The organism is Legionella antarctica (genome assembly GCF_011764505.1).
GTDB lineage: Bacteria > Pseudomonadota > Gammaproteobacteria > Legionellales > Legionellaceae > Legionella > Legionella antarctica.
Map to the genome: position 1 here is coordinate 536,293 of NZ_AP022839.1, position 16,262 is coordinate 552,554.

Here is a 16,262-nt window from a genome sequence, read left to right on the forward strand (position 1 = left end):
ATTAGCAGCACTTAAATTTTAGTATTAAAAGGGGTAGACTATGGACCATTTTTGAATGTTGGAAGAGTAGTCTTGGATCATAAATTACCTCAGCATATTGCCATAGTTATGGATGGCAATGGACGTTGGGCTGAAAATCGTGGTTTGGCGCGCATTGAAGGGCACAAAGCAGGTGTTGAGTCAGTTAAAAAAATGATTAGTTGTTGTTTGGAAAAAAAAATCCCCTGCCTAAGTTTGTTTGCTTTTAGTTCTGAAAATTGGTCGAGACCTGCTGATGAGGTTAGCTTTCTAATGGAACTATTTTTAGAGGCGTTGAAGAACGAGTTGGCAGAGTTAAATCAGCACGGTATCCGAATGTATTTTACAGGAGATAGAAGTCTGTTATCTGCCTTACTGCAAAAACAAATGCATGAAGCGGAGAAATTGACTCAGAACAATCAGCAATTAATTTTGAATGTGGTAGTTAATTATGGTGGGAAGTGGGATATAGTTACTGCTGCAAAAAAAATGACTCAAGCTGTAGTTAACGGTCAGCTTACTATGGATGATATTAACGAAGAAGTTTTTGCTCAATTCCTGGATACCAGGGTTTTGCCAGAACCTGATCTCTTTATACGAACCAGCGGCGAATTACGAATTAGTAATTTTTTTCTTTGGCAACTAGCTTATACGGAGCTTTATTTTACAGAAGTACATTGGCCAGACTTTAGTGAACATGAACTTGGTTTGGCATTAGCATCTTTTAGTAAACGGAAAAGACGTTTTGGCCACATTTCTTTATCTAAATAGCAAGGGTACGCTTATGTTTATGCAACGTTTAATCACCTCACTTGTTCTCGTACCCTTGGTCTTGTTACTTCTTTTTTTTGCTCCCGCCTGGTTTTTAGGGGGAGTTACCCTCGTTATTCTTTTGGCTGCTGGCAGAGAATGCTGGGGTTTAATACCGTTAAATACACTGGCTGTTCAAATCGGTTATCTCGTTCTTATCATAGTGGGTTTGTGGGTTTGCGGTTCTCTGTTTCCTTATTGGTTGATTCTGGGATTAGTGGTTTGGGTTTTCAATTGTATTGCCATATTAACCTTTCCCAATTCACAGCGTTATTGGGGCAATCCCGCTGTAGTGGCCGGGGTTTGTTTCCTGCTATTACCTTTGTTTCTTCAAACTCTTATTCATCTCTATTATCTACCTCAAGGTAAAACCTTGCTTGTTTACTTGCTTTTTTTAATTTGGGCTTCCGATATAGGTGCCTATCTCACTGGAAAGCGTTTTGGAACACATAAATTAATTCCGCAAGTTAGTCCTGGCAAATCATGGGAAGGAGTGTTAGGGGGCTTTATTTTAGCGATGGTTGTTGCGGTAATCGGTCTTATTTATTTTAAACCGAACTGTATTGTTTGTTGGCTTGGCTTAGCGATGGTGACCGTGGTCATTTCGATTTTTGGTGATTTATTCATCAGTATATTAAAACGCCGTTGTCACTTAAAAGATACAGGGACTCTTATCCCGGGCCATGGAGGTATCCTTGATCGTTTGGACAGTTTGATTGCTGCTCTGCCTTTATTCTATTTTGGATTAACTTATATACCGTTAGGAGTCTAGTCTCTTGTGTATTAACTTTGGATAGTATGATGCTTATAACCCTTTTGTATTTTCTATTAGCTTTATTATTGCTGGTTATTGTGCATGAGTATGGCCATTTTCAGGTTGCACGTTGGTGTGGTGTCAAAGTATTACGTTTTTCTTTTGGCTTTGGAAAGATAATTGCTCGCTGGCACGATAAAAGAGGAACTGAGTATGCCTGGTCGCTGATTCCCTTGGGTGGCTATGTTAAAATGCTTGATGAATCTGAAGGGGAAGTCGATGAGAAAGAAAAGCATTTGGCATTTAATAATCAATCCGTATGGGTGCGCATCGCCATTGTATTGGCAGGTCCTTTGTTTAATTTTATTTTTGCTTTTATCGCATTGTGGTTGGTTCTAGTTATTGGAATGCACTCTTTAGCGCCGATGATTGAGTCGGTGAAGCCCAATAGCATTGCTGCAAAAGCTGGTTTGACACCAAAAGAAGAAATTATTGCGCTTAACGATGTCAAGATAAACAGTTGGCGAGACTTTCAGTATGCAATGATGCCTTTAGTTGGTTCTCGGGAAACAGTTCGTTTAACGGTTAAGTCTTTAGTCGATGGGCATCAAACGACAGTCTCTCTTCCTTTAGTTAACTGGAAATTGGATGATAAACGACCTGATCCCCTTAACAGTTTGGGAATAGAACCATTTATTCCAAGTGTCCCCCCGGTGGTTGGTGAAGTAGTACGTGACTCCCCAGCTGAAAAAGCCGGATTGCAGGTTGCTGATAAAATTTTAAGCGTTGATGGTAAGTCTTTTGATGATTGGCTGTTTTTAGTTGATTATGTTCGACAACGTCCTAATACCCTGTTAACTCTTCTAATCAAAAGAAATGGAGCTGACCAGACCATTAAATTACTTACTGGCAGTCAACAAAATAAAGGTAAGCATGAGGGGTTTATTGGGGTTCGTTCACAGAAAGTAGATTGGCCAGCCCACTGGTTACGTTTAGAGCGCCAGGGCCCCATGGAAGCGATTGGTACCGCTTTTAAGCAAACCATCCATCTTACAGGAACAACATTTACTCTAATGGGTCGACTGGTAACTGGGAAATTGGGTTTAAACAGTATTAGTGGTCCAGTAGGGATAGCTCAGGGAGCAGGTGATTCAGGCCGTGGTGGATTAGTATCATATCTGTTTTTCCTGGCTTTAGTAAGTATCAGCCTGGGAGCTTTGAATTTATTGCCCATTCCTATGCTGGATGGAGGACATCTGTTGTATTATGCGTTCGAAATTATCAGACGCAAACCGTTATCTGATGGAGTAAAATCCATAGGTATTTATATTGGTATATTTCTCTTGGTCGCCTTAATGTTTGTAGCACTTACTAACGATATCTCGAGATTAACGGGTTAGGACTCTGGAAAGAATGAAATGACTTGAGTTTTTTTTGCCCTTTTGGCTGTAAGTTACTCGTTTTTGATTGAGTAATAATGGGACATTTATTGGCTTATTGACCTGTTGCAATTGAAGCGCGTGTCAAGGTCGCAACTGGGTTTGGAATAAGGGTAATAAGGTGATTAAAATAGCATATTAGGGATAGAGAAACTTGACAGCTGTTTCTACTTCCTATAAAAGGGTTTCAATTTTTGGCGTGACTGAATCGATTTTCAATTCAGGAATGCACGTAGTACTGGACGTAAAATAATAATGAAAAAAGTTGGTAATAAATTAATTTTAGGTGTTTGTTGTTCTACTCTTTTAGCATGGTCTGCACAGACTATAGCTGAAGGTGGATTTATTGTTCGTGGTATCAAAGTTACCGGCTTGCAAAGAGTATCCACCGGAACAGTATTAAATTACATCCCTGTTCAGGTTGGTGAGGAAATTAGCCCAGGCTCAACTGGACAGATCATCAGAACTTTATACGATACAGGCTTTTTTCAATCTGTGACGCTGGAACGGCAAGGCAACGTATTAATTGTTAATGTGGTAGAAAGGGCGACTATCGGAAGTATCACCGTAGTGGGAAATAAAGAAATTCCCGCTGATAAAATGAAAGCTTTTCTCAAAGAAATGGGATTAGCTAAAGGTCGAGTATTTCAAAAGTCTTCTTTAGAGCGTCTGGAGAAAGAGCTAAAGCAAGCTTATACCGCCAGAGGAAAATACAATTCACGTATTGAAACCAGAGTGAACTCTTTAACTGACAATAGAGTAGGTATAACGGTTACTGTTTCAGAAGGAAGAGTCTCGCGAATTAGAGAGATAAAAATAATTGGTAATCACGATTTTTCAACTAACGAACTACTTCCTGAATTTGCATTAACAACGAGCAATGTCTTTACGTATTTCACTAAAAAAGATCAATATTCCAAAGCAGGGATGGATGCTTCTTTGGAAGCTTTGCGTTCCTTCTATTTGGATAGAGGCTATTTAAAATTTAATGTGGTTTCATCACAGGTATTATTGTCTCCGGACAGAAAAGACGTTTATATCAATATCCATATTGAAGAAGGACCTCAATACCGTTTTTCGGGCTATGCATCAGCGGGTAAAACGATATTGTCCAAAGAAAAAATAGACTCTTTAGTTCAGGTTAAAAAAGGGGATGTATTTTCCCGTAAAAAAGTGACTGAATCAATTTCAGCGATTGGTCTGGCTTTGGGAGACGTAGGCTATGGTTTCCCAGCAATAAGTGCTGATCCTCGAATAGATGAGGACAATAAAACAGTATTTATCACGTTCATGGTAGAGCCGGGTCGTCATGTTTATGTTCGTCGAATTAATTTTCATGGTAATACCAAAACGGGTGACTTTGTTTTACGGAGTATGATTCGTCAGGATGAGGGTGGATTATTATCATTACATAATATTAAAGAATCAGAACGACAATTACGTTTACTGGGTTATATAAAAAATATTGATGTTAAAACAAGTCCTGTAGCCGGAACGAACAATCAGGTTGACCTGGATGTACAGGTAGAAGAGGCACCTTCTGCCGAGGCCAGCGCCTCGATAGGATATGGTACTAATGGTTACCAATTTAACACATCAGTGACTCAACATAATTTCATGGGTTCAGGTCGCTCCATGGGGGCTTCTTTTAATGCCACCAAGTGGGGACAGGATTATTCTTTGAATTACTATAATCCCTTTTATACAGAAACCGGCATTGGTCGCGGGGCAAGTCTGTATTACTCTAAGATTGATCCTCAAAACCTTAATGTGAGTACATTTAGTTCTGATCGTTATGGTTTTGATGTCAGTTATAATTTTCCTCTTGGAGAAGCAAGTAGTTTTCAATTAGGTTATGGATATCAGGATGTAAATATCAAAACAGTCGGTCCTGTAATCCCCATTCAAAATTTTGTTAATTTATTTGGTTCGCATTTTCAAGAGGTTCGCTTGACTTCTGGTTGGAGTAGAAACAGCTATGATCAACTACCTTACCCAAACCGAGGTATAAATCAGCAAGCGATTGCAGTTGTTGCCTTGCCTGCAGCATCACAATCATTAACTTATTATAAAGGTTCTTATCAAGCACACGCTTATTATCCTTTGGGTCGCGGATGGATATTTTCTATTTTAGGGAACATAGGTTATGGAAATACATTCGAAAGTAACGGCCTTCCATTTTTTGAAAACTACTATGCGGGTGGAACGGCGACACCGGGTCAGGTTCGCGGCTATGACAGCTTCTCTTTGGGTCCAATAGATAATTTTGGGAATGCTATTGGTGGTAACTTCCTGGTTAATGGAAGTGCGGGTCTTATTCTACCTTTTCCATTAAGCCGAGATAATATAAGGACTACAATTTTTGCGGATGCGGGTAACGTCTTTTCCAGAGCGACTCCTGCAGCTTTAACTGGAGTTTTCGAAGGTCCATTACGATATTCAGCGGGTGTATCGCTAGAGTGGCGCTCTCCCTTTGGACCACTGGCATTTAGCATTGCCAAGGCCTTAAATCCACAGCCTTTAGATAAAACTCAATATTTCCAATTTGCCTTATCTTCAGGATTTTAGAAGCGCTAAAGAGGTTTCTGAAAACAACTGCTTCATCCTGAGGCAAGAGAATCTGCAAAAGCTCATTTGCTTATTTTATAATCAGCTTTTGCAGATATATTTTTTTTAAGGTGCTTGTCAACAGAACCAATATAAGCAACATTATTCACAAATAATTTACAGTTTTTGGTAAGTTTTAGGGAATTGTTGAAAACTAACGCTGTACATATCGCAACCTTTTTCGAATTGTGCTAGCATCACGATCTTTACATTAGGAGATAATTATGAAGCGTATTAGTGCGGTCTTAGTCGCATTGGTTATTAGTTTATTTGGCACAAGTTTATTTGCTGATTGGGCAAAAATAGGCGTGGTTGATTTACAAAAAATCATGCAGACTTCTACCCAAATGAAGGCTATTCAACAAAAGCTGGAAAAAGAATTTAAGCCTCGTCGTGACAAATTGGTTGCAGTGGAAACAAGCCTGAAAAGCGATATGGAGAAATTCAAGCGCGACAGCACTATTATGAGTGCTACTCAAAAGAAAGAGCTGGAAAAGAAAATAGTTGCCTCACAACAACAATTTGAACGAGATGGACAACAGTATCAGCAAGAATTAAGTACTGCTCATAATGAAGCAATGGAAGGTTTGTATTCCAAAGTTCGCGGTGCGATCGGTAAAATTGCCAAAGATGAAAAATACGACATTATTGTTCAGAAAGATGCTGCTCCATTTAGCTCTGAAGCTCTTGATGTTACTGATAAAGTTATCAAAGCAATTAACTAGTCTGGCGAAGATGAGTTGCTGACTTTAACGCAATTAGCAGATTATCTGGGGGGCGTGTGGCATGGCAGTGCCAATCACGCCATTTTCAGTTTATCCTCCTTGAGCCGTGCCACCTCTAAAGATGTTGCTTATTTCGATAATCTAATATTACAAAAGACGTTAGAAACTACTGCAGCAGGTGTAGTTTTATTAAAATTGGAACATAAATTTTTGTGCCCTGTGAATTCCATAATCGTACCCAATCCGCTAATGGCAATGAATGAAGCAGCAAAGTATTTAACCTGTGCTAAAAAAAATAGTTCGGAAATACATCATAGTGCTCAAATTCATCACTCCGTACAATTAGGTCAGCGAGTTTCCATAGGTGCGAATACTGTGATAGAGGAGCAGGTTGAACTGGATGATGACGTTTGCATCGGTTCTAATACTGTTGTTGAATCTTATGTTCGTATTGGAAGAAACAGTCAAATCGGTCATGGGGTGACCATTCACTCAGGTAGTCGAGTTGGACAAGATGCATTATTCAATGATGGATGTATCATTGGTGCTTCACCTTTTAATTACTCAAAATGCCATGGTACTTGGCGACAAGGAGCAGCTGTAGGGGGGGTGGTTATTTCGCATGGCGTTCATATTGGTGCGAATACGGTCATTGACAGGGGGGCATACAGCGACACTTATATGGCTGAAGGAGTTTGTATCGATAATCTCGTCCAAATTGCCCATGATGTGGTTATAGGATCGAATACTGCAATAGCAGGTTGTGTGGCTATTGGTGCTCATGCTCAGATTGGTTCTGATTGCATTATTGGTGGTGCAAGTTGTATAGCAGCAAATGTTCAGTTATCCGATGATGTAGTGATTACCGGAATGTCTACCGTTAGTAAATCAATTGCAAAGTCAGGGATTTATTCTTCAGGAACTTTAGCCCATGAACATCAACGCTGGCGTCGCAATGCGGCACGTTTCAGACGTTTAGATGATTTCATAACAAGGCTTGGAGTATTGGAGAGGAAAATAGAGACTTCCTAGCTCCATAAAAATTGTGTACTTCGTTATTTGTATTATATTATTGTTGACATAGCTCGATTCTAAATAACGATGATGTGATAAATTTTGAAATTTACGATTGATTAGAGCTGATGAAAACAAGATAATGCTCTTTCTTTAAAGAAATTGATGATTAAATGAGAAACAGTGTATGAGTGAACTTATAGATATAAATCAGATTTTCAAATTGTTGCCACACCGTTATCCATTTATTCTGGTTGATAGAGTGCTGGAATATAAAACATTGGATTATTTGACAGCAATTAAAAACGTTACCATCAATGAGAATTTTTTTACAGGTCATTTTCCAGGTAACCCAATAATGCCTGGAGTACTAATGCTTGAAGCTCTGGCCCAAGCCTGTGCTATTCTATCCAGTTTATCTCGTGAACCTACAGAAGGACACGATGTGTTGCATTTTTTTGCTGGCATTGATAATGCGCGATTTAAACATGTCGTTACTCCGGGCGATCAATTACGCCTGGAAGTGAAGTTGACCGGAAGAAAAAGAGATTTTTGGCGTATGCATGGCGAGGCTTACGTAGGTGATAAACTAGCGTGTTCCGCAGACTTATTAAGCGCAGCAAAGGAAATTAAAAAGTGATAGATGAAAGAGCGATGATTCACCCATCTGCAAAATTGGCAAAAGGGGTATCAGTAGGCCCTGGAACAGTAATAGGTGCGGACGTTGAGATTGGTGAAAATACCTGGATAGGTCCCCATGTAGTAATCGAAGGTCCTACCACCATTGGTAAAAACAATAAAATTTTTCAATTTGCTTCAGTAGGCGATGAGCCTCAGGATATTACCTATAAAGGAGAGCCAACACGACTTGAAATTGGCGATAATAATGTGATACGTGAGTATTGCATGATAAGTCGTGGCACCGTGAAAGGCGGAGGAGTCACTCGGGTTGGTAATGGTAATTTTTTAATGGCTTACTCGCACATAGGACATGATTGCATGGTTGGCGACCAAATTATTATGGTAAATTATGCAGCTTTGTCAGGCCATGTAACTGTTGATGATTATGCAATTATTGGTCCTTACGCCGCGATTCATCAATTTTGTCATGTGGGGGTTTATGCTTTTATTGCAAGAGCTACTTATGTGACTAAAGACGTTTTGCCTTATGTAATGATCGCAGGGCACACAACTTCCGCGTGTGGTATTAATACCGTAGGTTTACGAAGAAGAGGATTTTCGTCTTCAGCAATCGATTGCTTGCGACGCGCCTATAAAATAATTTTCCGTAAGGGACTGACAGTACAACAAGCCGTTACTGAGCTGGAGTTGATGCAGCAGGAATGTCCTGAAGTAATTCCTATGATTGATGCATTAAACAAATCCACCCGCGGCATAGTGAGATAAGCAATGATTGCCACCTATCTGGCGGTAGCCCTTGGTGGATCTATCGGGGCAACGGCACGATATTCCGTAGTGATTTTTGCACAGAAGGTATGGGGTTTACAATTCCCGTATGGTACTTTAATAGTCAATACAGCAGGATCTTTGCTGGCGGGTTTTTTTCTTACTTTATTCGTTGGACGTTTTAATGCAGAAATTTATTGGCGCTTATTCTTTTTTACCGGTTTTCTGGGTGCTTTCACTACTTTTTCCAGTTTTGCAGCTGAAACCTTGGTGCTGTTTGAGCAAGGACAATGGCTGAAGTTGCTTGTGAATATATTAGTAAATAATGTTGGTTCATTAGCGATGGTGTTGATAGGAGCTGGATTGGCACGCTATTTAGTTTTAGCTTATTTGGATCAATTTTAATTATTTGAGTGGTAGCATAATGTTAGATAGTCAATTACTACGAGACAAGACAGAATTTGTAGCATCTCAATTACTAAAACGTGGTTTTAAATTAGATGTTACTGCCTATACTTCTTTAGAAGAAAGACGTAAAGCCTTACAGGTGGCCACCCAGGCACTTCAAAATGAACGAAATATGCGTTCAAAATCTATAGGCGAAGCAAAATCCCGGGGTGAAAATATAGAGCCTATGCGCGAAGAGGTAAACCGTCTTGCTATTGAGCTTGAGAAGAATAAAACAGCATTAGATTTAGTACTCCAACAAATTGAAGCTATAGCATTAACTATGCCTAATATTCCACATGAATCGGTACCTGTGGGTAAAGATGAACAGGATAATAAGGAGATAAGAAGCTGGGGAGAGATCCCTGTCTTTGATTTTCAGGCCAGATCTCATGATGAATTAGGTGAATCTTCAGGACAAATGGATTTTGCCCTGGCAGCAAAGATTACCGGCAGTCGTTTTGTAGTGATGAAAAATCAATTAGCCAGGCTACATCGTGCCTTAATTCAATTTATGCTGGATATTCATACGCAAGAGCATGGTTATCAGGAAATATACGTACCTTACATAGTCAATGCTGACAGTCTGTATGGAACTGGACAACTGCCCAAATTTGAAGATGATTTATTTAAATTGACTGGCGATAATGCTTATTATTTAACGTCAACGGCGGAAATTCCAGTAACTAATACGGTGCGTGATACTATTCTGGCAGCAGAAACACTTCCTGTTCGTTATACGTGTCATTCACCTTGTTTCCGCAGCGAAGCCGGTTCTTATGGCAAAGATACCAAAGGAATGATCAGACAGCATCAATTTGAAAAAGTGGAGTTAGTCTGGATCACCAAACCACAAGATTCATATGCCGCTTTAGAGCAATTAACTGCTCATGCTGAAACGATTTTACAGCGTCTGGAATTACCTTATCGAGTACTTACCCTTTGTACAGGTGATATGGGGGCTAGCTCTGCCAAGACCTACGATCTGGAAGTATGGCTACCCAGTCAGAATACCTATAGAGAAATTTCATCTTGCTCTAATATGGAAGCCTTCCAGGCACGTCGCATGAAAGCTCGCTACCGAAATCTGGAAACGAATGAGATAGAGCTGGTTCATACTTTAAATGGCTCTGGATTGGCCGTAGGTAGAACCTTGGTGGCTATTATGGAAAATTATCAAGACAAAGACGGTACTATTCGTATACCTGAGGTCTTAAAACCGTATTTACCGGGCATGGGAGTAGTTTCAAATTCTTTAGGTATAGGTCCGACATCTTAATCAAATTCTTGATAGCTACCATTCCCTGACCGTTCATAGGTTCTGCTACTTGCCATATGCATTCAATGCAGACCGGGTGTCGTGAAACCTATCCCGGGATCAGATTGCTTGGGTTGGAGTCCCTCTTTTCTTTACACCGAAGCCTCTGGCGAGATCCTTCGTTCGCTGGTTGCAAACTCTTCGATCTTTACCTAAGATTTAGGTGGGATAGTATAAAAGCCCTCTTACTGTTGACAAGGAACAACATGCGGGTACCAAAAATTTATGCTTTTATAACAAATAATCACAAATTTGTAAGGACTATTTTTATTGCCCTGGCGATCATAATACCTTTGCTGGTTTATATATTTATCCCCCGAATTCCACAATGGAGCAGTTATCATCAATTCGTTGATGTACGTAAAACATGGGGAATCCCAAATTTTTGGAATGTTGTTTCGAATATACCTTTCTTTTTAGTCAGTATTCTGGGGCTCATATCAGTACAGCAGCAATGGAAAAATAATAATTTAACAATAAAAGAAATCATTGTTTTTTTAATATTATTTATGGGTATCTTACTTATCAGCATTGGATCATCTTATTATCATTGGTCGCCAGATAATAATAGATTAGTATGGGATAGAATTCCGATAACGATTGTTTTTATGTCTCTGTTGGCTTTGACTATCATGGAGCGAGTCAATTTTCACTTGGGGCTTTGGCTTTTAATTCCACTTATAGCCTTGGGAATTTACTCTGTTTTATATTGGCATTGGACTGAACTATCAGGACAAGGTGATATAAGACTTTATGGTTTAGTGCAGTTTTATTCGATTTTTTTAATTTTGTTTATTCTACTTCTCTTTCCTAAACCTTATCCTCCATTATATCTCTATATATGGATGTTTATTTTCTATGTCCTGGCAAAATTATTTGAATACCTTGATCCGATAATGGATGGATTGCTAAGCGGACATACTTTAAAACATCTTTGTGCCGCAATAAGCACATATTTTATAGTGGTCATGGTAAATGTTCATCAGAGAGACAAAACAGGAAGTTACCGGGTTAATTAATCTTAAGTTTTATTTGGAGTACTGAGCTACTGTTATTAAATAGATTAAATCAATCAACCGGAAAAGAAAAATAATCTTCACTAACCTATGGAACACTGATACATTGATCTTATCTCATTTCCTGGGGCTGTGAATAGTTGATTTTGAAATCCCGACTGTACGGGGTAGACCCAACACTCGTACAAAATAGAATCATTGGGCTCGATGAGAGTGAAGATCTCTCGAACAAGTCGCGGGACATCGAAGATTAATTATCAATAGACCTGGAAGGATGAGTGATAAAGTAAGTAAATTAAATTAGATAAGGATTATTTAATTAATATTTTCAATGGAAGCTGTCTATGACATGCTCAGGGCGACACAATAAAAACACCTGGTTTTGGAAGCCATTCTGCTGGTTGACGACGCTAATCAAATTTCTCTTTAAACTGGGCCTCATCGTATGGGCTGGTTTGGCCATTTATTATTCCAATCTGCCATGGATTGCTGTGCGGTTTAGCCTATCGATAACGTTTACTCTATTTGGAATTTGGACTTTATGGTTTGCAGACAAACCACGTATGCTTATGATTTATATGGCATTATACATGGGGTTGCTTGTATGGTGGAGCACTATCTTGCCTTCCCATGATCGTATATGGCGCCCTGAAGTTGCCGTAATGCCAAGAGCTATCATCACTGGAGATAAGGTACGATTTACTGGTTTTCGTAACTTTGACTATCGAAGCAGAGATGATTTCACGGTCAGATATGAAGAGCGTGAGGTATCTCTGTCGCACTTAATTGGACTGGATCTCTATATTTCTTATTGGACCCCAGGGCCTGTAGGACACACATTCCTGAGCTTTATCTTTGATAATGCAGCACCTGTTAGTATTTCAATCGAAACAAGGCCAGAAGTCGGCGAAGGGTTCTCGCCAATCGGCTCGCTTTTCAAGCAATTTGAACTGATTTACGTAGTAGGAGACGAGCGTGACCTGGTTCGTGTTCGTACGAATTTCCGGGGTGAGAAGACCTACCTCTACCACATCAAGATCTCATCCGAAAATCTTCGTAAACTCTTTATGGTCTACCTCAAGCGGATCAATGAACTTGCTGATAAACCGGAGTTCTACAATTTGCTAAGTAACAGTTGTACTATAAATATACTACGTTATGCAAACAAGGCGGGAAGGGTTGGACGCGTAGACATCCGCCATTATTTAAACGGCTGGATCGACACATATCTCTATGCTAAAGGATGGCTGAAAACCACAATATTTTTTGAAGAGTTACGTCAACGCTCTCTGATTAACAGGGCCGCTAGAGCCGCTAATAAAAGTGTGAGGTTTTCTCAACGTATTCGCGCTTCGCTGCCACTAAATGATTAATGCTGTTTTCTTTAAATTTGCAGTCAGACCAATGAAGTGGCACCTAAAAATATGAAGCAAATATTTTTTTTTTATTGCTATGGGGTATTATTATAATTTAACAGATTTTCCTCCGTTTAAAATTTATTGAGGACAAAAATTTGAAACAGTGATACATAGCTTTGTTTTGCGCTTAAAATTAGTAAAAAAAAGTTAATTAGATTCCTGAAAATTAACTTGACGGCGCCCTTACTTAGGATTGAATTAGGTTCTACACTAATATTATAAAAATATATGTATCCTGTCAGAATCGCCGGGTAAGTGTCTGCCACTGAGCCCGGACTAATCCGAGCCGCGCGCGTCAGCAAGCGGAATTATCTCGAGATGCTTATGTGGTGCATGGAACCTGCCGCACTTTAAGTAAGATTAATTCAGCCAATGATGGCATTTCAAATTTTTTAGTCACCCTATCGTAAATATACTGATAAACGTTAACTTTCAGTTTTCTGGCCGTCTGTACAATCGTGGCAAACGTATCCTTTGATTTGGTGCCATTTTGGGAGACCGTTTGGAGATTGATGTCGCGTATCCTTGCTTGAAACCGTGTCCCTAATTCAGAGGCATTGTTGTGCAATGGCAGAAATGGATGGTCTAACACCAATAATAACGCTTGTTTTTTAGCACGTGTCTTTGCAATGCGTTGATCTAAAACATCATAGCCTGTCGTGGTTGCGAACAAAGTATCAAATTGCATTGATAGTTGTTGGGCCATTGATTGAGATGGAGCCGTCTTGTAAGTCAATAATGCATGGTAGAAATCCCATAATTGCTCAAGAAATACAGCCAATATATTCTGATTCATATCTGAGAATGGAGTGAGTTTTTTATAATGACGACCTTCATGGATCCAGCACAGCGCATGATGTAGGGCCAATTTATTAAACTGAGGCGCATCATCTGTCATTAAATAATGGATGAAGTATTTCGAGTGCTGATAATAGGCAAGAGCTGCTGACTCAAGAATTATGCGTCGATTCGTGCTGTGTTTTTTTGGATTTGGAAAAAGTGTTCCCATCAAACTATCGATTGATTCACGTGTGAGGGGTTGTGCATGCAGCATTGGTTTAATTTGATCCAACCATTTTTTTGCGAGACCAAACTCATCCATTAACTCATAAGCCTCCTGATTAAACATAAACTTTAATTGGTCTCGACACAGCAACTCCAATAAGGTCAAGCGATCTTTTTTACGACGAGTGAAGTATGCTGTAAAAAAGTCATTACATAAAACATGGGTGTAGTGATTTTTGCCGTTAACACGACTGCCTGTGTCATCCATCTGCTGGTACAAGCCTGCGTTGCTACCGGCATCGACAATATCTTCTTTTTCCTGATGAAAAATATCATTGCCTTCTGTCAGCATGGAAGCAATTTTACCATGTGATATTTGAATACCACATGTTTTTAAAAAGCGCTCAATGGCGCTCTCCGTCATCCCTGCATCACGGTATAATGTGATGACCAGCGCTTTAACCCCAGGACCAAATTCACTGCCCTTATATTCGCCAGGAATCGGCGCAATAAAGGTTTTTTTCAAAGATGGTGAGTAATACGTTTCCAGCTTGAATTCAACATTATCCGTGATGATTTTTAGATCCTGGATGATTCGAATCTCAAAACCCTTGAACTTGGCGTCATCTGGCAGCGTTGCTTTGTCCAGAGCAATCGTAACACGTCTATCAATACGTACGTTTTTTTTGTCTTTGCCTGTGTTTTTATTGTTCCCTTTACCACGTTTATTGCGATCTCCTTCAGATGAATGATTGGAATTGCCTGTATTATCGCCATTGCTACCTTTGGATTGACCGCGAATATTAGGTTTGCCCTGTTCACCCTTAAGGCGGTTTATCTCATCACGTAATACTTGGTTTTCCTCTCTGAGCAAAGCATTTTCTTCGGCAAGCATTTCGACCAAATTAACCAATACCTTAATGATAGTCACGGCCTTTTTGTCGGCAAGACTATCGATATCTTTTGTTAACTCATCTAAAACTTGTTTGATTTCTTGGCGTTTCATCATCTACCACTGCGTTACTAATGCTGATACGGCAATCATAACATGACTTTTTTTGAACGCATTTTTCGAGTTTTAACGCCACTAAGGGCTAAGAAAAAATCTGACCTCAGGAGGGAGATGTTTTATTAGTGAAAGGGGCTACATTGTGATCTTGGGGATCTTAGGGCATGCATATTGCATGACTTACGTTTGATATGGAAAAACATCAGTTTTACAGAAAAACCGTGTCAATAGGTATTTTGAATATTTTTAAAGAATTCCGCTTGCTGACGCGCGCGGCTCGGATTAATCCGGACTCAGTGGCAGACACTTACCCGGCGATTCTGACAGGATACAAATATATTTACCTTGTAGTGGAAGTAATTAGATTAGGTTAGCTGATATGGACTAATTTAAAGGACTAAAATATGAAACCCATTCTTTTCCTCCTCTTCGTGCTCACGGTTTCTCAATGCTATGCACATACGTTACACGTAGGCACTACCGGTCAATTCCCACCGTTTAGCTATAACGCGAATAAAGAAAGTAACTTATTTGGTTTTGATGCAGAACTAATAGAAGAAATATGTAAACGGTTAAACACAAGGTGTATATTCGTTATAATTCCTTATAATGATCTATTCACTCAATTAAAGAATGGAAAAATTGATCTTGCTGTTTCCGCTATTATCAGCACCCCGGATAAAGAGAAACAATTTCTCTTTAGTATCCCTTATTTAAAGAGTCATGGAAGATTTTTGACAACCAAGAAGTCAAATATTAAAACAATTAAAGATATAGGTTCTAAAAAGGTGGGGACTCGTATAGGTACTCCTTTTGAAGATGCAGTTCTTCAGTTATTCCATAATAAAGTACAGGTTCAAGTGTATCCTATGTTATTTGATCTGTTAGATGCACTCAAACAAAAGACTGTCGATGTTGTTTTTATCAACAATGAAGCAGCAGAATATTGGCATGCTAACGGTGGTGATCTGTTTATACTGCTCGGGAATGAGATACCAGTTGGCAATGGTTATGTCATAGTGGGCAATAAGACACAAAAAGGACTGATGCAAAAAGTTAATGAAGCCATTCGCAGCATCACTGCGGATGGAACATTTTTGAAAATTTACAAACGCCATATTAAATAAATCCATTGATTTATATGGTCGGAGTGACAGGAATTGAACCTGCGACCCCTGCCTCCCGAAGGCAGTGCTCTACCAGGCTGAGCTACACTCCGTTGTGTGATGGTAGTTTTCGCTGTTATATAAAAACTTTCTCTAAATATTTAGCCAA

Annotated in this window: 14 protein-coding genes and 1 tRNA gene; 13 read left to right on the forward strand and 2 right to left on the reverse strand. The window is 39.4% G+C overall.

Going from position 1 to position 16,262, the window contains the following annotated elements; all coding sequences use genetic code 11:
* The first annotated feature begins 72 nt into the window (after positions 1–72).
* The 12 genes from uppS to HRS36_RS02805 all read left to right on the forward strand — a co-directional run bounded on the left by uppS (position 73) and on the right by HRS36_RS02805 (position 12,928).
* Positions 73–789, forward strand: coding sequence for a polyprenyl diphosphate synthase (uppS, locus tag HRS36_RS02750; protein ID WP_173238426.1), 717 nt, complete (start codon positions 73–75; stop codon positions 787–789).
* Between the two features lie 13 nt (positions 790–802).
* Positions 803–1,600 carry a phosphatidate cytidylyltransferase gene (locus HRS36_RS02755; protein ID WP_173236147.1) on the forward strand — a complete coding sequence of 266 codons (798 nt, stop codon included), beginning with the start codon at positions 803–805 and terminating at the stop codon, positions 1,598–1,600.
* A gap of 29 nt (positions 1,601–1,629) precedes the next feature.
* Complete coding sequence (gene rseP, locus HRS36_RS02760; protein ID WP_173238425.1) at positions 1,630–2,982, forward strand: RIP metalloprotease RseP; 1,353 nt, start codon at positions 1,630–1,632, stop codon at positions 2,980–2,982.
* Between the two features lie 294 nt (positions 2,983–3,276).
* The gene (gene bamA / locus HRS36_RS02765; RefSeq protein ID WP_173236148.1) at positions 3,277–5,589 is read left to right on the forward strand and encodes an outer membrane protein assembly factor BamA; all 2,313 of its coding nucleotides are present in this window, start codon (positions 3,277–3,279) and stop codon (positions 5,587–5,589) included.
* A gap of 263 nt (positions 5,590–5,852) precedes the next feature.
* Entirely contained in the window at positions 5,853–6,353 is a 501-nt protein-coding gene (locus HRS36_RS02770) for an OmpH/Skp family outer membrane protein (protein ID WP_173236149.1), read from the forward strand.
* A gap of 15 nt (positions 6,354–6,368) precedes the next feature.
* Complete coding sequence (lpxD, locus tag HRS36_RS02775; protein WP_173236150.1) at positions 6,369–7,385, forward strand: UDP-3-O-(3-hydroxymyristoyl)glucosamine N-acyltransferase; 1,017 nt, start codon at positions 6,369–6,371, stop codon at positions 7,383–7,385.
* A 169-nt stretch (positions 7,386–7,554) separates the two neighbouring features.
* Positions 7,555–8,007 (forward strand): 3-hydroxyacyl-ACP dehydratase FabZ, encoded by a 453-nt coding sequence (gene fabZ, locus HRS36_RS02780; protein WP_173236151.1) that lies wholly within the window; start codon positions 7,555–7,557, stop codon positions 8,005–8,007.
* Positions 8,004–8,774 (forward strand): acyl-ACP--UDP-N-acetylglucosamine O-acyltransferase, encoded by a 771-nt coding sequence (lpxA, locus tag HRS36_RS02785; protein WP_173236152.1) that lies wholly within the window; start codon positions 8,004–8,006, stop codon positions 8,772–8,774. Before fabZ ends, lpxA begins: the two co-directional genes overlap by 4 nt.
* A 3-nt stretch (positions 8,775–8,777) precedes the next feature.
* Entirely contained in the window at positions 8,778–9,179 is a 402-nt protein-coding gene (gene crcB, locus HRS36_RS02790; RefSeq protein WP_173236153.1) for a fluoride efflux transporter CrcB, read from the forward strand.
* A gap of 19 nt (positions 9,180–9,198) precedes the next feature.
* Entirely contained in the window at positions 9,199–10,500 is a 1,302-nt protein-coding gene (serS, locus tag HRS36_RS02795) for a serine--tRNA ligase (protein ID WP_173236154.1), read from the forward strand.
* A 245-nt stretch (positions 10,501–10,745) separates the two neighbouring features.
* Positions 10,746–11,558 carry a ceramidase domain-containing protein gene (locus HRS36_RS02800; RefSeq protein ID WP_173236155.1) on the forward strand — a complete coding sequence of 271 codons (813 nt, stop codon included), beginning with the start codon at positions 10,746–10,748 and terminating at the stop codon, positions 11,556–11,558.
* 341 nt (positions 11,559–11,899) lie between these two features.
* Positions 11,900–12,928 carry an Lnb N-terminal periplasmic domain-containing protein gene (locus tag HRS36_RS02805; RefSeq protein WP_173236156.1) on the forward strand — a complete coding sequence of 343 codons (1,029 nt, stop codon included), beginning with the start codon at positions 11,900–11,902 and terminating at the stop codon, positions 12,926–12,928.
* 367 nt (positions 12,929–13,295) lie between these two features.
* Here HRS36_RS02805 and HRS36_RS02810 read toward each other — a convergent pair whose 3' ends face one another.
* Positions 13,296–14,987, reverse strand: coding sequence for an IS66 family transposase (locus HRS36_RS02810; RefSeq protein ID WP_173235423.1), 1,692 nt, complete (start codon positions 14,985–14,987; stop codon positions 13,296–13,298).
* A gap of 404 nt (positions 14,988–15,391) precedes the next feature.
* Between HRS36_RS02810 and HRS36_RS02815 the strand changes: the two genes are divergently transcribed.
* Positions 15,392–16,114: a transporter substrate-binding domain-containing protein gene (locus HRS36_RS02815; protein WP_173236157.1), complete on the forward strand. Its 723-nt coding sequence runs from the start codon at positions 15,392–15,394 to the stop codon at positions 16,112–16,114.
* Positions 16,115–16,129: 15 nt separating this feature from the next.
* Here HRS36_RS02815 and HRS36_RS02820 read toward each other — a convergent pair.
* Positions 16,130–16,206, reverse strand: a tRNA-Pro gene (locus tag HRS36_RS02820).
* Positions 16,207–16,262: the final 56 nt, after the last annotated feature.

Excerpts from the sequence above, each read along its gene's own strand:
- HRS36_RS02755 (WP_173236147.1), top strand. The coding sequence starts at position 803 with ATGTTTATGCAACGTTTAATCACCTCACTTGTTCTCGTACCCTTGGTC.
- HRS36_RS02800 (WP_173236155.1), top strand. The coding sequence starts at position 10,746 with ATGCGGGTACCAAAAATTTATGCTTTTATAACAAATAATCACAAATTT.
- HRS36_RS02770 (WP_173236149.1), top strand. The coding sequence starts at position 5,853 with ATGAAGCGTATTAGTGCGGTCTTAGTCGCATTGGTTATTAGTTTATTT.
- HRS36_RS02805 (WP_173236156.1), top strand. The coding sequence starts at position 11,900 with ATGACATGCTCAGGGCGACACAATAAAAACACCTGGTTTTGGAAGCCA.
- HRS36_RS02810 (WP_173235423.1), bottom strand. The coding sequence starts at position 14,987 with ATGATGAAACGCCAAGAAATCAAACAAGTTTTAGATGAGTTAACAAAA.
- fabZ (WP_173236151.1), top strand. The coding sequence starts at position 7,555 with ATGAGTGAACTTATAGATATAAATCAGATTTTCAAATTGTTGCCACAC.
- rseP (WP_173238425.1), top strand. The coding sequence starts at position 1,630 with ATGCTTATAACCCTTTTGTATTTTCTATTAGCTTTATTATTGCTGGTT.
- bamA (WP_173236148.1), top strand. The coding sequence starts at position 3,277 with ATGAAAAAAGTTGGTAATAAATTAATTTTAGGTGTTTGTTGTTCTACT.
- HRS36_RS02815 (WP_173236157.1), top strand. The coding sequence starts at position 15,392 with ATGAAACCCATTCTTTTCCTCCTCTTCGTGCTCACGGTTTCTCAATGC.
- crcB (WP_173236153.1), top strand. The coding sequence starts at position 8,778 with ATGATTGCCACCTATCTGGCGGTAGCCCTTGGTGGATCTATCGGGGCA.
- serS (WP_173236154.1), top strand. The coding sequence starts at position 9,199 with ATGTTAGATAGTCAATTACTACGAGACAAGACAGAATTTGTAGCATCT.